16 protein-coding genes and 1 tRNA gene are annotated in these 16,978 nt (G+C 69.0%); 12 read left to right on the top strand and 5 right to left on the bottom strand.

Annotated elements, in window-relative coordinates:
- The first annotated feature begins 185 nt into the window (after positions 1–185).
- From BN4252_RS08120 to BN4252_RS08075, 10 genes are all read left to right on the top strand, one after another.
- A complete protein-coding gene (locus tag BN4252_RS08120; protein WP_187370936.1) occupies positions 186–1,340 on the top strand; it encodes an alpha/beta hydrolase in 1,155 nt (384 codons plus the stop codon).
- Between the two features lie 85 nt (positions 1,341–1,425).
- Positions 1,426–2,667 carry a M1 family metallopeptidase gene (locus BN4252_RS08115; protein WP_066528837.1) on the top strand — a complete coding sequence of 414 codons (1,242 nt, stop codon included), beginning with the start codon at positions 1,426–1,428 and terminating at the stop codon, positions 2,665–2,667.
- Complete coding sequence (locus tag BN4252_RS08110) at positions 2,664–3,926, top strand: hypothetical protein (RefSeq protein ID WP_066529345.1); 1,263 nt, start codon at positions 2,664–2,666, stop codon at positions 3,924–3,926. Before BN4252_RS08115 ends, BN4252_RS08110 begins: the two co-directional genes overlap by 4 nt.
- 167 nt (positions 3,927–4,093) lie before the next feature.
- Positions 4,094–5,122, top strand: coding sequence for a dTDP-glucose 4,6-dehydratase (gene rfbB / locus BN4252_RS08105; RefSeq protein WP_066528833.1), 1,029 nt, complete (start codon positions 4,094–4,096; stop codon positions 5,120–5,122).
- A 10-nt stretch (positions 5,123–5,132) separates the two neighbouring features.
- On the top strand, positions 5,133–6,464 hold the full coding sequence (locus BN4252_RS08100; RefSeq protein ID WP_066528829.1) for a sugar nucleotide-binding protein: 1,332 nt from the start codon (positions 5,133–5,135) through the stop codon (positions 6,462–6,464).
- Positions 6,465–6,660: 196 nt separating this feature from the next.
- The gene (locus BN4252_RS08095) at positions 6,661–6,876 is read left to right on the top strand and encodes a hypothetical protein (RefSeq protein WP_066528828.1); all 216 of its coding nucleotides are present in this window, start codon (positions 6,661–6,663) and stop codon (positions 6,874–6,876) included.
- Positions 6,877–6,879: 3 nt separating this feature from the next.
- A complete protein-coding gene (gene rfbA, locus BN4252_RS08090; RefSeq protein ID WP_066528821.1) occupies positions 6,880–7,743 on the top strand; it encodes a glucose-1-phosphate thymidylyltransferase RfbA in 864 nt (287 codons plus the stop codon).
- Between the two features lie 16 nt (positions 7,744–7,759).
- Positions 7,760–8,572 (top strand): glycosyltransferase, encoded by an 813-nt coding sequence (locus BN4252_RS08085; protein ID WP_066528820.1) that lies wholly within the window; start codon positions 7,760–7,762, stop codon positions 8,570–8,572.
- Positions 8,573–8,584: 12 nt separating this feature from the next.
- Positions 8,585–9,283 (top strand): glycosyltransferase family 2 protein, encoded by a 699-nt coding sequence (locus BN4252_RS08080; RefSeq protein WP_066528817.1) that lies wholly within the window; start codon positions 8,585–8,587, stop codon positions 9,281–9,283.
- Complete coding sequence (locus BN4252_RS08075) at positions 9,280–9,633, top strand: DUF2304 domain-containing protein (RefSeq protein ID WP_066528809.1); 354 nt, start codon at positions 9,280–9,282, stop codon at positions 9,631–9,633. Before BN4252_RS08080 ends, BN4252_RS08075 begins: the two co-directional genes overlap by 4 nt.
- An 18-nt stretch (positions 9,634–9,651) precedes the next feature.
- On the opposite strand, the gene BN4252_RS08070 is transcribed toward BN4252_RS08075, so the two are convergent.
- Genes BN4252_RS08070 through BN4252_RS08060 form a run of 3 tightly spaced genes read right to left on the bottom strand, consistent with a single transcriptional unit; the run spans position 9,652 to position 12,222 of the window.
- A complete protein-coding gene (locus tag BN4252_RS08070; protein WP_066528807.1) occupies positions 9,652–10,281 on the bottom strand; it encodes an MBL fold metallo-hydrolase in 630 nt (209 codons plus the stop codon).
- On the bottom strand, positions 10,281–11,378 hold the full coding sequence (locus BN4252_RS08065) for an S-(hydroxymethyl)mycothiol dehydrogenase (protein ID WP_066528802.1): 1,098 nt from the start codon (positions 11,376–11,378) through the stop codon (positions 10,281–10,283). The genes BN4252_RS08070 and BN4252_RS08065 overlap by 1 nt, the downstream gene beginning before the upstream one ends.
- Positions 11,379–11,388: 10 nt before the next feature.
- Positions 11,389–12,222, bottom strand: a complete 834-nt coding sequence (locus BN4252_RS08060) for a GDSL-type esterase/lipase family protein (protein WP_066528799.1) — start codon at positions 12,220–12,222, stop codon at positions 11,389–11,391.
- 96 nt (positions 12,223–12,318) lie between these two features.
- Between BN4252_RS08060 and BN4252_RS08055 the strand changes: the two genes are divergently transcribed.
- Positions 12,319–13,977, top strand: a complete 1,659-nt coding sequence (locus BN4252_RS08055; RefSeq protein WP_066528796.1) for an AMP-binding protein — start codon at positions 12,319–12,321, stop codon at positions 13,975–13,977.
- A 45-nt stretch (positions 13,978–14,022) separates the two neighbouring features.
- On the opposite strand, the gene BN4252_RS08050 is transcribed toward BN4252_RS08055, so the two are convergent.
- Positions 14,023–14,095: transfer RNA gene (locus BN4252_RS08050), tRNA-Thr, on the bottom strand.
- A gap of 100 nt (positions 14,096–14,195) precedes the next feature.
- On the bottom strand, positions 14,196–15,452 hold the full coding sequence (locus BN4252_RS08045) for a DNA polymerase III subunit delta' (protein ID WP_078056838.1): 1,257 nt from the start codon (positions 15,450–15,452) through the stop codon (positions 14,196–14,198).
- Between BN4252_RS08045 and BN4252_RS08040 the strand changes: the two genes are divergently transcribed.
- Positions 15,451–16,977 (top strand): adenylate/guanylate cyclase domain-containing protein, encoded by a 1,527-nt coding sequence (locus BN4252_RS08040; protein WP_066528788.1) that lies wholly within the window; start codon positions 15,451–15,453, stop codon positions 16,975–16,977. The genes BN4252_RS08045 and BN4252_RS08040 overlap by 2 nt on opposite strands.
- The last annotated feature ends 1 nt before the right edge of the window (position 16,978 follow it).

The raw sequence follows: 16,978 nt of genomic DNA, 5'->3' as shown, positions 1-16,978 counted from the left end.
AACAGGCCCAGGCCGTACGCGATGGTGGACGAGGTGGAGGAACCGAGGTGGATGACCTGGCCGAGGACCTCGTTGACCTGAAGCTGCAGCTGCTCGATCGGATTCATGGGAACGCTCCTTTTGGGGTAGTGGATTGCGCACTATTGTTGCACAAGTTGCTTAAAGTGACCGTAATATAGCGAGGCATGAGCTTGAAGCGCACCGTCACCGCCACCCTCGCCGCCGCAGCCGTCTCCCTCAGCGCGCTGGGCGCGGTGGCCACCGCCCCGTCCGCGGGCGCCGCGATCCCCGCCGCGCAGGTTGCGGGGCAGACCCCCGTCGGCACCGTGAAGGCGTGGGACGCGCCGCGCAGCCCGTCCCTGGTGGCGGGCACCACCAAGCCGCAGGACTGGGTCCAGCAGGTGGACCACAAGACTGTGCTCTCCTACAAGGTCTACTCGCCGTCCATGCGCCGCGACATCCCCGTCGCGGTGATCCCGGCCACCAACGCGCAGGGCCAGCGCGTGTCCGGCGCCCCCACCGTCTACCTGCTCAACGGTGCCGGCGGCGCGGAGCAGAACCAGGATTGGCTGAAGATGGCGCCGGTGAAGGAGTTCTTCGCGGGCAAGGGCGTCAACGTGGTCATCCCGCAGGCGGGCGCGTTCTCGTACTACACCGACTGGCTTGATGACACGATGAACACCGCCTACCTGCAGGGCCCGCAGAAGTGGGAGACCTTCCTGGCCAAGGAGCTGCCGGGCCCGATCGAGCGGACCCTGGGAGCCGATAGCCGCCGCGCGATTGTGGGCTTCTCCATGTCCGGCACCTCCGCGCTGGTGCTGCCGGAGCACTACCCCGGCTTCTACAACGCCGCGGCCTCCTTCTCCGGCTGCGCCGCCACCAGCTCCCCGGCGGGCTACAACTTCGCGCGCCTGACGGTCAACCGCGCGGGCAACAGCGATTTCACAACCATTACGCCGGAGCGCATGTGGGGCCCGATGAACGGCCCGTACAACCGCTGGAATGACGCGCTGGTCAACGCCGAGCGCCTCCGCGGCACCGCGCTTTACATCTCCACCGCCACCGGCCTGGCCGGCCGCCCGGACCAGGTGGGCTACCTGCTGGGCCTCGGCGCGCCGGACGGCGTTGCGCAGGTGGCGTCGGCAAAGCTGCAGGTTGAGGGCGGCGTGATCGAGGGCGCCATCAACCAGTGCTCGCACGACCTGCGCGCCAAGCTGGAGGGCCTGAACATCCCCGCCACCTACGAGTTCCGCAACGTGGGCACCCACTCTTGGCCGTACTGGCGCGATGACCTGCAGAAGTCCTGGTTCACCACCATCGCTCCCGCGTTCGGCATGTAGTTCGGGGCCGTTGCTTGTCGACGCAACCGGGGGCGTCGACAAGCAATAGCCCCGCGCTGAGGGGGCACTAGACTGGCAGGCAATTATGAGCAATCTCAGGCTGCGAACCACGCCAATCCCAGGCCACCGCGACTCGTACACCGGGGTGGACTTCAACCTCGGCTTCCACGTCACGCACTACGACCTGGACCTCTTCTACAAGATTGTGCCCAACCGGCTCGAGGGCACGGCCACGCTGACGCTAACCACCTGGCGCGACCTGGACCACCTGACGCTGGACCTGGCCGACACGATGCGGGTACGCAGCGTGGCCACTGCCTCGGCCGCGGTGAAGCGGTTCCGCCAATCCGGCAACAAGCTGCGCATCTCGTTCGCCGAGCCGGTGCCGGTGGACACGGAGTTCCGCCTGGCCATCCGCTACCAGGGCAACCCCCGGCCGCGCCGCACCGCGTGGGGCCACCTCGGGTGGGAGGAGCTGACCAACGGCGCGCTCACGGCCAACCAGCCCAACGGGGCGCCCACCTGGTTCCCCTGCGACGACACCCCGGACGAGAAGGCCACCTACTCCATCCGGCTGCGCCCGGACCAGCCCTACCAGGTCATCGCCACCTCCACCGCGCGGCCGATCCCCACCTACCTGGCCACGGTGAACGTAGGCGAGTTCGTGCGCCACCAGCTGGGCCGCAACACCGTGGGGTGGCTGCCCCGCGGAGTGGCGCCCGGGGATTTCGCCCTGCAGCAGCGGATGCTGGACTACTTCGAGGGCGTCTTCGGCCCCTACCCGTTTGAGGATTACCAGGTGGTGGTGCACGAGGACACCCTCGAAATCCCGCTCGAGGCCGCCGGCGCCAGCATCTTCGGGCGCAACCACACGAGCGGCAACGAGCGCCTCATCGCGCACGAGCTGGCACACCAGTGGTTTGGCAATTCCCTGGGCATCGCGCAGTGGAACGACATTTGGCTCAACGAGGGCTTCGCCTGCTACTCCGAGTGGCTGTGGGCGGATTTTTCGGGGCAGATGCCTATCGACGCCTCCGTCCGCGCGCACTACCGCGCCCTCACGCCCCAGGACTTCACCATCGCGGACCCGGGCCCGCGCAACATGTTCGATGACCGCGTGTACAAGCGCGGCGCCATCACCCTCCACGCGCTGCGCCGCACGGTGGGCGACGAGGCCTTCTTCGCCGCCGTGCGCTCGTACGTGGCCCGCTCCTCCTACGGCGTGGTGGAGCCGTTCGACCTGGCCAACGCGCTGCGTCCCTACGGCGACATCGACCCGGTGTGGGATGCCTGGCTCAACCACACCGCCCTGCCGGAGTGCCCGTGAGGAACCTCTCCCTCGCGACCCTGTTCTCCGCCGCCGCCGGCTTCATCCTCATGTGGGTGGCCGGGTGGGCGCTGAACCCGGAGACGGAGCTGCGGTACTTCATCGCGTTCTGGGGGCTCTTCTTCGCGGGCACCGGGCTCATTGACGGCATCACCCACGAGACCACCCGGGCCGTGGCAGCGTCGCGCGAGACCGGGGCGCGCGGCTCCGCCAACCCGTGGCGCTTCGCCGCCCGCGCCGCCGCCCTGGTGGTGCTGGCTGGCGTGGGCCTGGGCGTGTGGGCCATGCGCGCGCTTGTGCCAATGTCGCCCGGCCTGGCCACCAGCCTGCTGGTGTTCGGCCTGGTCAGCTACATCTTCCAGGCGGTGCTCGCCGGCATTTTGAGCGGCGCCAACCTGTGGGACGAGTACGCCGGGCTGGTGGCGCTCGACGCGGGGGTGCGCCTCGCCCTGGCGGTGGTGGCGTGGGCGCTGGGCTGGGGCCTGGGTGCCTTCTTGCTGATCACGGTGATCGGGGCGGCCAGTTGGCTCGTGATTTTGGGGGCTTCCCCGGCGGCCCGCGGCAAGATCCGCGTGGCCCTCGACGTGGACAAGGAGGCCTTCATGGGCCGGGTGGCCACCGCGATGGTGGCATCCGGCGCCTCCGCCGCCCTGATCACCGGCTTCCCCACCGCCATCTCCGCGGCCGTGCCGGACACGGACGCCGCGGCCTCGGTGCTGGTCGGCGCGATCAGCAACGCCATCATGCTCACCCGCGCTCCCGTGCTGGTGCCGCTGCAGCGTTTCCAATCGGCCCTGGTGGTGCGGTTTGTGCGGCAGCGCGCGCACATCTACCGCGCACTGGCGGCCCCGGTCGGCGCGGTGCTGGGCCTTGGCGCGGTGGGGTTCGCCGCGGCCTGGCTGGTGGGCCCCTGGATCCTGCGCGCCGCCTTCCGCCCCGAGCTCTACGTGGGCGGCCTGACCCTGGGCCTGCTCACCTTCGCCTCCGCCTTCATGGGCACGCTGATGGTCACGGGCGTGGCCGTGCTCGCCATGGAGCGCCACGGCTGGTACGTGGCCGGGTGGATCGCGGCCTCGGCCGTGGCCTTCACCATCCTCTTCGTCGGCCCGTGGGGCGTGGTGGCCAACGTGGTCGTGGCCCTCTACTTAGGCCCCGTCGCCGGCGCGCTGGTGCACGCGGTGGGTCTGCGCCGCGCTTCCCGTGACCCCGCTGGAGACCCGGCGGCGCCGGCGAGCCCGGCGGCCGAGCCGCGCAAATAGGCATATCTGGGGGCACGCGCCGCAAACAGGCATATTCCAAACAGGCATATTGGCGCCCCGCAAAATCTGACCTGCGGATATGCCTGTTTGACGCCCGTGAAGCCGCCCGCGAATATGCCTGTTTGGGCCAATATGCCTGTTTGAAGCACCGGGTACAGTGGCTGGGCATGGGAGAAATGCTGGTGACGGGCGGTGCCGGGTTCATCGGCTCGAACTTCGTGCGCATGGCGCTTGCGCACACCGACGATCGCATCGTGGTGGTGGACAAACTCACCTACGCGGGCAACCGCGCCAACCTCGCGGGCCTAGAACAGGGCCTAGAACATGGCCGAGAACAGGGCCCAAAACAGGGCCGGGTGGAGTTCGTGCGCGGGGACATCGCCGACGCCGAGCTGATGGACCGCCTGGTGGCGTCGGCGGACACGGTGGTGCACTTCGCCGCCGAGTCGCATAACGACAACTCACTGCGAGACCCGGGCGCCTTCGTCCACACCAACGTGGTGGGCACGTACGCACTGCTCGAGGCGGTGCGCGCGCACGGCGCCCGGTTGCACCACATCTCCACCGACGAGGTGTTCGGCGATCTTCCGCTGGGCACAGACGAGCGGTTCACCGAGTCGACGCCCTACAACCCCTCATCGCCCTACTCGGCAACCAAGGCCGGCTCGGACCACCTGGTGCGGGCGTGGGTGCGCTCGTTCGGCATCAACGCCACCATCTCCAACTGCTCCAACAATTACGGCCCCTACCAGCACGTGGAGAAGTTCATCCCGCGCCAGATCACCAACATCCTCACCGGCCGCCCCGCCAAGCTGTACGGCTCGGGTGCGCAGGTGCGGGACTGGATCCACGTGGACGACCACAACTCGGCGGTGCTCGCCATCCTGGAGCACGGCACGCCGGGCGAGACGTACAACATCGGCGCGGACCAGGCGGCGGTGAGCAACAAGGAGGTGGTGGAGCTGATTTGCGAGCTCACGGGCGGCACGTACGAGCACGTGGCGGACCGGCCGGGGCACGACCTGCGCTACGCCATGGACGCCTCCAAGCTGCGGCGCGAGCTGGGGTGGCGGCCGCGCTACACCGACCTGCGCGAGGGCCTCGCGCAGACGGTGGCCTGGTACCGGGAGCACGTGCGGTGGTGGGAGGGGGTGAAAGATGGCGTCGAAAAGCAATATGCCCAATCCGGGCAGTAGCTTGGCAGGCATGCAAACCCCCATCGAAGGCCTCACCGTGCACGAGCTGGCGGTGCACGAGGACAACCGCGGCTGGTTCAAGGAGAATTGGGCGGGGCAGGCGCTGGTGCCGAGGCAGCAGAACGTGAGCTTCAACGCCAAGGCCGGCACCACGCGCGGCATGCATGCCGAGCCGTGGGACAAGTGGGTCTCGGTGGCCACCGGCAGGGTGTACGGCGCGTGGGTGGACATGCGCGAGGGATCGGCGACCTTCGGCGAAAAGTTCGGCACCGAGATCGCCCCGGGCACGGCGGTGTTCGTGCCGCGCGGGGTGGCCAACGGCTTCCAGGCGCTGGAGGACAACACCGCCTACATCTACCTGGTCAATCAGCGCTACCGGCCGGGCGGGGAGTACGCGTTTTGCTCCTACCGCGAGATCCAGTGGCCGCTTGCGCCCACCGAGCTTTCAGCGGCCGACAAGGAGCATCCGCTGCTTGTCGACGCCCCCTTGGTACCACCCCGCAAAATCCTCGTGACCGGCGCCGGCGGGCAGCTCGGCACGGCGCTGCGCGCGGTGTGGGGTGAGCGGGAGGCGGAGTTTCGCACCCGCGCCGAGCTGGACATCACCGACCACGCTGCGCTCGCCGGGGTGGACGGCTCGCGGTACTGGGCCGTGGTGAACTGCGCCGCGTACAACGACGTCAACGGCGCCGAAGCGGACCGGGCGGGCGCGTGGGCCGCGAACGCCGAGGCCCCAGCGGCGCTCGCGCGGCTCTGCAACGAGCACGACCTGACGCTGGTGCACGTCTCCTCGGACTACATCTTCGACGGCACCCGCGACGTGCACACCGAGGACGAGGTGCCGAGCCCGCTGAGCGCCTACGGGGCGTCCAAGGCCGCGGGCGACACCGCGGCGCAGACCGCGCGGAGGCACTACGTGGTGCGCACGAGCTGGGTCTTCGGCCACGGCGCCAACTTCGTGGCCACGATGGCGGGGCTCGCGCGGGCGGGCAAGCAGGCCAACGTGATCATGGACCAGCGCGGGCGCCCCACCTGGGCCGAGGACCTGGCCAAGGGCATCGCCCACCTGCTGGCCGCGGGCCCAGAGCGGGCGCCGTACGGGGTGTACAACCTCACCTCCGACGGCGACACCGCGGGCCGCGACGAGATTGCCATGGCCGCGTTCGTGGCGGCGGGCGGGGACCCGGCGAGCGTTCACCCCGTGACCACCGAGCAGTACCGCGAGCTGGCCGGGCCCGAGGCGCCGCGCCCCGCGGAGTCCACCCTGGCGCTGGACAAGATCAAGGCCACCGGGTTCTCCCCTACCAACTGGCGGGCGGCGCTAGCGCTGTACCTGGCGTAAACCTGACTGCGGGCTGCCGAAGGGATAGACTTGCCGCCATGAATCGCACCCGCACCTCCATCGCCCTGGCCACCGCCGCCATGTGCGCCACCGTCCTGGTGAGCAACGCCGGGGCCGAGCCCACGAGACGGACTCCCATCTCGTATGCCGGCCTCTGCTTGAAAAAAAAAAAAAAAAAAAAACTGCCGTAAAAGGTTTGGGAACCGCCACCCCCACCACCACGGGCCCGAAGAGCGACACGAAGTCCATCCTCCAGGCGTTTTCCTCGCGCGACTTCTCCGACGTGAGCACCCCCGCGGTGATCCTGTTCGTGATCGGCATCATCACCGCCCTGCTCAACGCGGCCATGCGCATCGACCCGGCGCAGGTCGACGCCGTTATCAACCAGGTGCGCTCGCAGCTGCCCTTCTAGCCTATGAAGGGCATTATCCTCGCGGGGGGATCGGGCACGCGCCTGTACCCGATTACCAAGGGCATCTCCAAGCAGCTGATGCCCATCTACGACAAGCCGATGGTCTACTACCCGCTGACCACGCTGATCAGCGCCGGCATCCGCGAGATTTTGGTGATCACCACGCCCGAGGACAAGGCGGCTTTTGAGCGTTTGCTTGGCGACGGCTCCCAGCTCGGCCTCATCCTCCACTACGCCGTCCAGCCCGCGCCGGAGGGCCTCGCCCAGGCCTTCCTCATCGGCGAGGAGTTCATCGGCGACGACGATGTGGCGCTCGTGCTGGGCGACAACATCTTCGACGGCCCCGGCTTCGCGGGCGTGCTGGGTGACGCGCGCCGCGCGGACGGCGGCGCCATCTTCGCCTACGAGGTCTCGGACCCCCAGCGCTACGGCGTGGTGGAGTTCGACGAGCGCGGCACCGCGTTGAGCATCGAGGAGAAGCCCGCCGCGCCGAAGTCCAACTTCGCTGTGGTGGGCCTGTACTTCTACGACAACGGCGTGGTCGACATTGCCAAGTCCATCACCCCGAGTGCCCGCGGGGAGCTGGAGATCACCTCCGTCAACGAGGCCTACCTGCGCGAGGGACGCCTGCAAGTGCACCGCCTGCAGCGCGGCGACGTGTGGCTGGACACCGGCACCATCGACTCCATGGCCGAGGCGAGCGCGTACGTGGAGGTGCTGCAGAAGCGCACGGGGCAGGTGATCGGCTCGCCGGAGGTGGCCGCGTACCGCGAGGGCTTCATCGACGCGGCGCAGCTGGAGCGCCTCGCGCAGCCGATGCTGAAGTCCGGCTATGGGCGCTACCTCATCGACGCCGCCAGAGACTAGAGAGAAGGAGCCACCCATGCCCACCCTTGCCGCCCTGATCACGGTGTACCACGGCACCGACGCCGGCGAGCTGGCCGTGGCGCTGCAGTCCCTCGCCGTGCAGACCAGGCCGGCGGACGAGATCCTCATCGTGCTTGACGGCCCGGTCGACGCTTCGGTGGAGGGCGTGGTGCAGGGGTTCGTCGAGAAGCAACAGCGCGCACGGGTGCTGCGCTTGGAGCGCAACCTCGGCTCCGGCCCGGCGTCACAGGCAGGCCTGGAGGCGACTGACGCCGAGTACGTTGCCCGCCTCGACGCGGACGACGCGGCCAAGCCCGAGCGCTTCGCCGTGCAGCTGGACTACCTTCAGGCGCACCCCGAGGTGGCGGCGCTCGGCACCGCCGTGGAGGAGTTCGAGGGCGCGCTCACCGGCGGCGGGAAGATCCGGGCCCTGCCCGCGGACCCCAACGGGTACGTGAGGCTGAACTCGCCCATCAACAACCCCTCGGTGATGTTCCGCCGCGACGCCGTGGTGGCGGTTGGCGGGTACAAGGACGTGCCGTTCATGGAGGACTACGACCTGTGGGCGCGACTTGTGGCCGGCGGCTACCGCCTGGCCAACCTGCCGGAGGCGCTGACCTACTTCCGCGTGGGCGAGGGGCAGCTGGCGCGGCGCTCCGACCCGCGGACCCGCCGCTCGGAGCGGCAGATGCAGCGCAATTTGGTGGAGTACGGCCTCATCTCGCGGCCCCGCGCGGTGGGCAACTGGTTGGTGCGCAACCTCTACCGCGCGCTGCCCGTGGGCGTACTCGAGCGTGTGTACTCGCTTCTCTTCCACCGCGCCGAGTAACGTTAGGCGGCGATGACTACCTCTGCCGCCTTCGCCGACACCTGGCTGATCGTGCCCTGCTACAACGAGGGCCCCGTGATCCAGCAGGTGCTCGAGCACGCGCGCGGGACGTTTCCTAACATCGTGGCGGTCAACGACGGCTCCGCCGACAACTCCGCGGAGGCGATCCGCGCGGCTGGCGCCCACCTGGTCAACCACCCGGTGAACCTGGGTCAGGGCGCGGCGATCCAGACCGGCGTGGAGTACGCCCGCGCCCAGCCCGGCGCGCAGTACTTTGTCACCTTCGACGCGGACGGCCAGCACCAGGTCAAGGACGTGGTGCGCATGGTCGAGCGGCTGCGTAGCGAGCCGGTGGACATCATCGTGGGCACCCGCTTCGCCGGCCAGGAGGAGACCCAGGTGCCGTGGATCAAGCGGGTGGTGCTGAAAACCGTGGTGCTGCTCTCCCCGCGCACGCGCCGCCTCGGGCTGACGGACGCGCACAACGGGCTGCGCGCCTTTAATAGGCGCGTGGCGGACGAGATGAACATCCGCATGAACGGCATGTCGCACGCCTCGGAGATCGTCGCAATGATTGACCAGCGGGGCTGGCGCGTGGCCGAGGAGCCGGTGGACATCCTCTACACCGAGTACTCCATGAGCAAGGGCCAGTCCCTGATCAACGGTGTGAACATCTTGGCCGACGGTTTGGTTGCGCGGAGGCTGCCATGATCCAGATCCTGTTGCTGCTGGCTGTCATTGGGCTGGCGTGGTACTTCTTCACGCACCGTCGCAAAGCGAATGCGAAGGCGTGGGTGAAGATCGGGTTTGTGGCGATGATGCTCGCCGCGGTGTGGGCCATCGCCAGGCCCGACGACGTCACGGTGGTGGCCAACTGGCTGGGGGTGGACCGCGGCACCGACCTGATGCTCTACGTGCTCATCATCGCATTCTTCTTCACCACGCTGTCCACGTGGACGCGCTTCCGCGAGCAGGAGCTGCGCTACGCGCGCCTCGCCCGGGCGGTGGCGCTGCAGAACGCCGAGCCGCCGCGCGCGGGCCAGGCGCGCGGCGCGGGCTAGGGCACGGGCACGGGCTAGCTAGTAGCCGCGGCGGATCCACTCCTCCAGGTGCGGCGCTTCCTCGCCGATGGTGGTGTGGTCCCCGTGGCCGGTGCGCACCACGGTCTCGGCCGGCAGGTCGAGGACCGACTTCTGCAGTGAGTGGATGATGGTGTCGAAGCTGGAGAAGGAGCGCCCCGTCGCGCCCGGGCCGCCCTGGAAGAGGGTGTCGCCCGAGAAGAGCTCGCCGGCCTCCGGGGCGTGGATCACCACGGAGCCGGGCGAATGGCCCGGGGTGGACAGCACGCGCAGCTCGGTGCCGGCGATGGTGAACACGTCGCCATCGCGCAGCTGGCGGTAGTGCGCGCCCGGGTTCTGGCGCTGCCACAAAAAGCCGTCGGTGGGGTGGAGGTACACCGGGGCGTCGACAAGCGAAGAAAGCTCCGGCGCGGCGTCGATGTGGTCCGAGTGGCCGTGGGTGGCCAGGATGCCCTTGACGCGCCTGCCGCCCACCGCGTCGGCGATGGCGCGGGCGTTGTGGGCGGCGTCGATGATGTACACCTCCGAGTCGTCGCCCACGATCCACACGTTGTTGTCCACCTCCCACTCGCCGCCGTCGAGCTTGAACAGGCCGGAGGTGACAACGTTGTCGATACGCAGCTGGCTCATCAGAACTCCACCACGCTCCGCAGCACATCGCCGCGCTTCATCTTTGCAAAGGCCTCCTCGATCTCGCCGGCGCCGATGCGCTCGGAGACGAACTCGCCGAGCGGGAAGCGGCCCTGCCGGTACAGCTCCACGTAGGCCGGGAAGTCCCGCTCCGGCAGGCAGTCACCGTACCAGGCGGGCTTGATGGAGCCGCCGCGGGCGTACAGGTCAATCGCGGGGATGTCCACGTGGTCGGTCTGATTCGGCACGCCGACCATGACCATGCGGCCGGCCAGGTCGCGCGAGTAAAAGGCCTGGCGCCAGGTGGGCTGGATGCCCACGGCGTCGATGGACACGTCGGTGCCGAAACCGCCGGTGAGCTCGCGCACGCGCTCGATCACCTCGTCCTCGCTCATGTCCTTCGCGCAGACGGCGTGGGTGGCACCGAAGCGTTCCAGCGCTGCGTCGCACTTCCGCTCATCCACGTCCACCGCGATCACCGTGGTCGCCCCGGCCAGCGCCGCACCCGCGACGGCAGCCAGGCCCACGCCACCGAGGCCGAACACGACCACGGATTCGCCGCGCTGCACCTCGCCGGTGTTCACCGCGGCGCCGAGGCCAGCCATGATGCCGCAGCCCAGCAGGCCGGCGGCCGCCGGGTCCGCCTCCGGGTCAACCCTGGTGCACTGCTTCTCGTGCACCAGGGTCTTCTCGGCGAAGGAGCCGATGCCGAGCGCGGGCGTGAGCTCGGTGCCGTCGGCAAGCGTCATGCGCTTCGACGCGTTGTGGGTGTTGAAGCAGTTCTTCTGGTCGCCCTTGCGGCAGGCGCGGCACTCGCCGCACACGGCACGCCAGTTCAGCACCACGAAATCGCCGGGCGCCACGTGCGTGACGTCCTCGCCGACCGTTTCCACGATGCCAGCGGTCTCGTGGCCGAGGAGGAAGGGGAACTCATCCGCGATGTCGCCGTCGCGGTACGCGAGGTCCGTGTGGCAGACGCCGGTGGCCTGGACCTTGACCACCACGTCGTTCGGGCCGGGATCAGGGATGACAATGTCCGTGACCTCGACGGGGGCGCCCTTTTCGCGGGCGATGACTCCTGTGACTGTTTGTGTCATGTCCCCTAACTTAGGAGCGGGCGATCACATTTGCCACATGGTCGTGCCCGCGCTGGTTCACGTGGATGGGCAGGTTGCCGGGGCCGCCGTAGAAGTCCACCATGCCGGCCCACATGCGCAGGTTATCCGGCGCGCACATGTTGTTGTTCCAGGTGGACGGCTTCATGTCCAAGAACTCCACGCCCGCGGCGCGCGCGAGGTCCACCTGCGCCCACTGGGCGGTGTTCTCCCACTCCTGCACCGCGGCGAACCGGGTGAAATCGGAGACGTTCGGGGCGACGTGGAAGAGGCAGACGCGATCCCCGGCGGTGATCTTGGGGTAGCCCACGATCTGGATGCGGGCGTTGGGGGCAGCCGCGCGGATGCGGTTGATCTGCGGCACCATCGCGGCCACGAAGTCGCGGCGGATGGCGGCGCTGTCCCGGCCGTCATTGTGGTACGTGTCGTTGAACCCGGTGGTAATGATCACCCGCGCGGTGGCGGGGTTCAGGCCGCGGTCATTGATGGCGCGGGTGACCTGGGAGGCGAACTGGGGGCCGGGGTGGATGGACACGGTGCCCGTGCAGGAGTAGTCACGCGCCGCCAAGCCGAGCTTGCCGGCCGCCTGCTTGCCCCAGTTCACGGGGGAGGTGGGACACCAAGTGGTCACGTCGGACTTGCCGCGCGGGTCCAAGCCCAGCTTGCCGGCGGCCCACTGGGGCACGCTCGGGTCAGAGATCACGGAGTCGCCCAAGATGACCATGTCGCGCTCCTGCGCACCCGCCGCCGGCGCGCAGAGGCCCGCGGCGGCGAGGAGGGCGGTGGCCGCGGCCGCTACCCGGCGACGGAAGGGGTGTGTGGGCATGGGGAACCTTTCTGCTCGGTGCCTGGCTGGGACACGCCGGCCGTATTACCACCAGCACCATACGTCACAGGAAGAACTTACGCTACATTACGTAACATGCGACCAACTCGCCGCCCGGCGTTCCTCCTTCGTTCATTCGCCCGCTTCCTGCCCGCCGTTACACGCGCCGGCATCGTCAGCACCGAAGGCAGCCCCCGCGCCGCCGCGCAGCTCGTGCCCAACCTCGCCCGCTACTGGTTCTCCACCGCCCGCGAGCTCGAGCAGGGCGCCGCAGCCACGCCCGATCGCACTGCGCTTATCGACGACTCCGGTGTCCTCTCCTACCAGCAACTGCGCGACCAAGCCCGCACGGTGGCCTCCTGGCTGACCCAGCTCCAAGAGGACCGCGGCCTAGACGAGCTCCGCATCGGCGTGATGGCCCGCAACGGCCGCGGCATCATCCTCCCCCTCGGCGCGAAGGGCTACACCGGCGGCCACATCTTCCTGCTGAACATCGGCTCCTCGCCCGAGCAGCTGCGCGGCATCTTCGCCGAGAACCGCATCAACGTGCTGTTCATCGACGACGAGTTCGCGGACCGCGTGCCCGCGGCCGTGGCCGAGGAGGCCGGCATCACGGTGGTGCGCGCCTTCACGGAGCCAGCCGCGCCCGGCGCGCCCGGCGGGGCGGGCCTGACGTTGGAGGACGTGGTGCTGGGGGGCGTCGACAAGCAACTGCCCCTCTTTCCCAAGCACGGCAACATGGTGCTGATGAGCTCCGGCACCACCGGCATCCCCAAAGGCATCGTGCGCCCCGAACCGCGCCTGCCGTTCGTGCTCGCAGGGTACCTGGAGGCGATCCCGTGGCGCTCCGGCGACACCGTGCAGCTGTCCGCCTCCATCTTCCACACGTGGGGCTGGTCCGCGCTGCAGGTGGCGCTGGCAAGCCGCTCCACCATCGTCACGCGGCGCGTGTTCGACGCGGAGGCCTGCTTCAAGCAAATTCAGGATTACCGCTGCGACGGGCTGATCTCCTCGCCCATTTTCTTCAAGCAGATGCTGGCGCTCGACGAGGACTTCGACACCTCCAGCCTGCGCTACCTGGCCTCCGCCGGCAACGCGATCACGCCGGCGCTGCTGCGACGCACCACCGAGCGCTTCGGGCCGATCCTGGCCAACATCTACGGCTCCACCGAGCTCGCGCTGGCGGCCGCGGCCTCCCCCGAGCAGATGCAGACGGACCCGACGATTGCCGGCAAGGTACCCCCGGGAACGGTGCTGAAGCTTTTCGACGCATCCGGAGAGGAAGTCCCCACCGGCCAGACCGGGCGCATCTTCCTCCACAACGAGACGGCGCTGAAGGGCTACACCAACCCGAACACCGAGGTGGTGGAGATCGACGGCCTGGTGGAGATCGGCGACCTGGGCTACATGGACGAGCACGGCTTCTTGCACGTGCAATCCCGCAACGACGACATGATCATCGTCGGCGGCGAGAACGTGCACCCCCAGTCCGTCACCGAGGTGCTCGAGGAGATGCCCGGCATTGGCGAGGTGTACGCCCACGGCGTGGACGACGAGGAGATGTTCAAACGCATCGCCGTGTGGGTGGTGCCCGAGGAGAGCGAGCACGGCCGGGGCCTGGACGCGGACGCCGTGCGGGACTGGGTGCGCGCGCGGCTGGCGGACCACTCCATCCCCCGCGACGTGCACTTCATGGACGAGCTGCCGCGCAACCCCATCGGCAAGGTGGTGCCACGGCTGCTGCCCGGCATCTAGCGCCGGGACGCGGGACGCGGTGGCCGATCCCGCAAATAAAAAATGAGCCACCTGCGAGAATCGAACTCGCGACCTTCTCATTACGAGTGAGATGCTCTACCGACTGAGCTAAGGTGGCCGGACCCGCGGCATGCGCGCGTACCGAAAAGGAGTGTAGCCGACCGCCGCCTCGCGGTGAAACTCGCAGGTGAGCGCGGGTGCTGGGCGGGCGGCCCGGGTTAGCGCACGCCGCAGGCGAGGCGGATGCGCCCCAGCATCCCGTTGAAGGCCACCGCGGGCATGACGTTCTGCCCCAGGCGCTCGCGGCACTGCCCCACCGCATCGAGGCACTCCACCAGCCCCTCCTGGCTGACCCGCTGCGCGATCTCGGCGGACAGGCCCTCGAAGTCCGGGTGCGTCAGCGGCACGCCAGCTTGCGATTGCAGTACCAGCGCGTCCCGGTACACCCCGGCGAGGTCCACCAGCACCAGGTCGAACATGTCGCGCTTGCGGCGCGTGCCCCGCTTCTTCTGGTCCTCCTCCAAGCGTTTGACCTCCGGGGCGCTGTCCTCGGTGGCCCTGCCCACGCCCTTGCCGCGCGCGCCCCGGCCGATGGCGGCCTCCAGCTTGGCCACCTCCGCGGCGTCGGCCTCCGCGTACGCGTCGATGGCTTCCTTGTTCACCGCCTTGACCAGCGCGCCGGCAGCCTGAAACGCGCGGGCGCCGAAGAAGACGTGCTCCGCCAGCTGGATCGCCGCCGCGCGGCGGCGCTGCGCCTCCGGCGAGGTGACCATCTTGCGGGCCCGGCCGATGTGCCGCAGCGAGGTGGCGGCGGCGAGGCGGGCGTGCTCCTCCGAGGCGCCCTCCTCCTCCATCAGCACCCGCACCACCTCGGCCTCCGAGGGAACGGGGATGTAGATGTGGCGGCAGCGCGAGCGCAGGGTCTGGGAGATGTCCTCCGGGCCCGTCGACGGCGCACACAGGATGATCACCGTGTGCTCGGGCGGCTCCTCCACGGTCTTCAGCAGCGCATCCGCGGCCTCGGTGGTGAGCCGGTCGGCGTTGTCGATGATGACTACGCGGTGCTTGGCCACCGTCGGCAAGCGTGCGGCTTGGGCCACCACCCCACGCATCCCCTCGACGCTGATGCTGAGCTTGTCCGGCACCACCCGCACCACGTCGGTGTGGTTGCCGGCGAGCGCGTGCCGGCACCCCTCGCAGCGGCCGCAGCCGATCTCTTCGGTGTTGGTGCACACCAGCGCGGCGGCGAACGCGAGCGCGGCGTTGGAACGACCCGACCCAGGTGGGCCCGTGAACAGCCAGGAGTGCGCCAGCGCGCGCGGGTCGGCGCCGGGCACGCCCCGGGCGGCGGCCGCAGCGGCGAGGATGGTGTCGCGCACCTTGGGGGCGTCTGCCAAGCGCTCGCTCACGCTGCGGGTACTCACAAGGCGACAGCGTAGTCGTTCCTGCGGGGACGGCGCTAAGGTGATCAGCATGAATCGACTCAGGCACGGCGCGCGGTGGCTCCTGCGCACGTCCTGGCCGCTGTACGCGGCCAGCGTGCTGGGCACCAGCGTGATCGGCGCCGTGCTGATCATGATCTTCATCCGCTACTTCATCCCCATGCCGGAGGTCCAGGAACTCACGCTGCAGCACCTCGGCCTAGGGGCCATCGGGGTGGCGTACCTGCTCATCGCCGTGGTGCTGGGCGTGGTGGTCACGCTCTTCCTCTTCCGCCCCGTGCTGGAATGGCAGCTGCGTCCCGACGACCACGACCCCAACATGGTGCGCAACCTGGTGCTGCGCCTGCCGGTGCTGCAGACGCTGATTGTGGTGGCGGTGTGGGCCGTGGGCATTGCCATCATCACCGCGGTGGCGTTCCAGATTGACTGGCAGCTGGCGCTGGTGATCTTCGTGGCCACGTCCATGGCCTGCTTCGTGGTGGCGGTGCTGACGTACTTGCAGGCGGAGCGCCTAGTGCGGCCCGTGGCCGCCACCGCCCTGGCGCGCCGCTTCGAGGATTCCACGCTGGAGCCGCCGATCAAGCAGCGCCTCTACATGACGTGGTTCACCACCTCCGGCGTACCCATGATCGGGGTGCTGCTGCTGTTCATCGCGCAGCAGCGGGGCTTTTTCACCCAAACCCCCGGCGAGCTGTTCCCCGCCGTGTTCGCCCTGACCATCACCGCGCTGGTCACCGGCGCGCTCGGCATCGCGTTCTCGGTGATGAGCGTGGTGGACCCGATCAAGGAGCTCCAAGACGCCATCAACCGCGTACGCCGCGGCGAGGCCAACACCCAGGTGGATATCTATGACGGCTCCGAGATCGGCGTGCTTCAGGCCGGGTTCAACGAGATGATGCGCGGGCTCAACGAGCGCCAGCGCGTGCGCGACATCTTCGGCCGCTACGTGGGCATCGAAGTGGCGCAGAAGGCGCTCGAGGAGAAGCCGGAACTGGGCGGCGAGGACCGCAAGGTGGCCGTGGTGTTCATCGACGTCATCGGCTCCACCACCTTTGCCGTCGAGCACACGCCCGAAGAGGTGGTTGAGGAGCTGAACAAGTTCTTCGAGATCGTGGTTGAGGTGGTGCACCGCAACAAGGGCGTGATCAACAAATTCCAGGGCGACGCCGCCCTCGCCGTGTTCGGCGCGCCCGTGTCGCTGCACGACGCCGCCTCGCACGCCCTCCAGGCCGCCCGCGAACTGCGCCGGGACCTGGGCGGACTCGAGCTGCAGGCCGGCATCGGCGTGGCGGCAGGGCACGTGGTTGCCGGTCACATCGGCGGCTCGGACCGGTTCGAGTACACCGTGATCGGCGACGCGGTCAACGCCGCCGCCCGCCTCACTGAGCTGGCCAAGGACACCCCGGGCCGCGTGCTCACCAACGCCGCCACCCTGCGCGCCGCCAACGAGGTGGAGCAGCAGCGCTGGACGCTGATGAAGTCCGTCGAGCTGCGCGGCCGCAACAAGATGACGCAACTCGCCCGCCCGGTGCGCTCCACCCTGGCGGACCGCTACTAGC

Origin of the sequence: Corynebacterium bouchesdurhonense (genome assembly GCF_900078305.2) — a bacterium.
GTDB classification, from domain to species: domain Bacteria; phylum Actinomycetota; class Actinomycetes; order Mycobacteriales; family Mycobacteriaceae; genus Corynebacterium; species Corynebacterium bouchesdurhonense.
The sequence above is the reverse complement of the archived record's forward strand: the minus strand, read 5'-3'. Positions and strand labels throughout refer to the sequence as shown.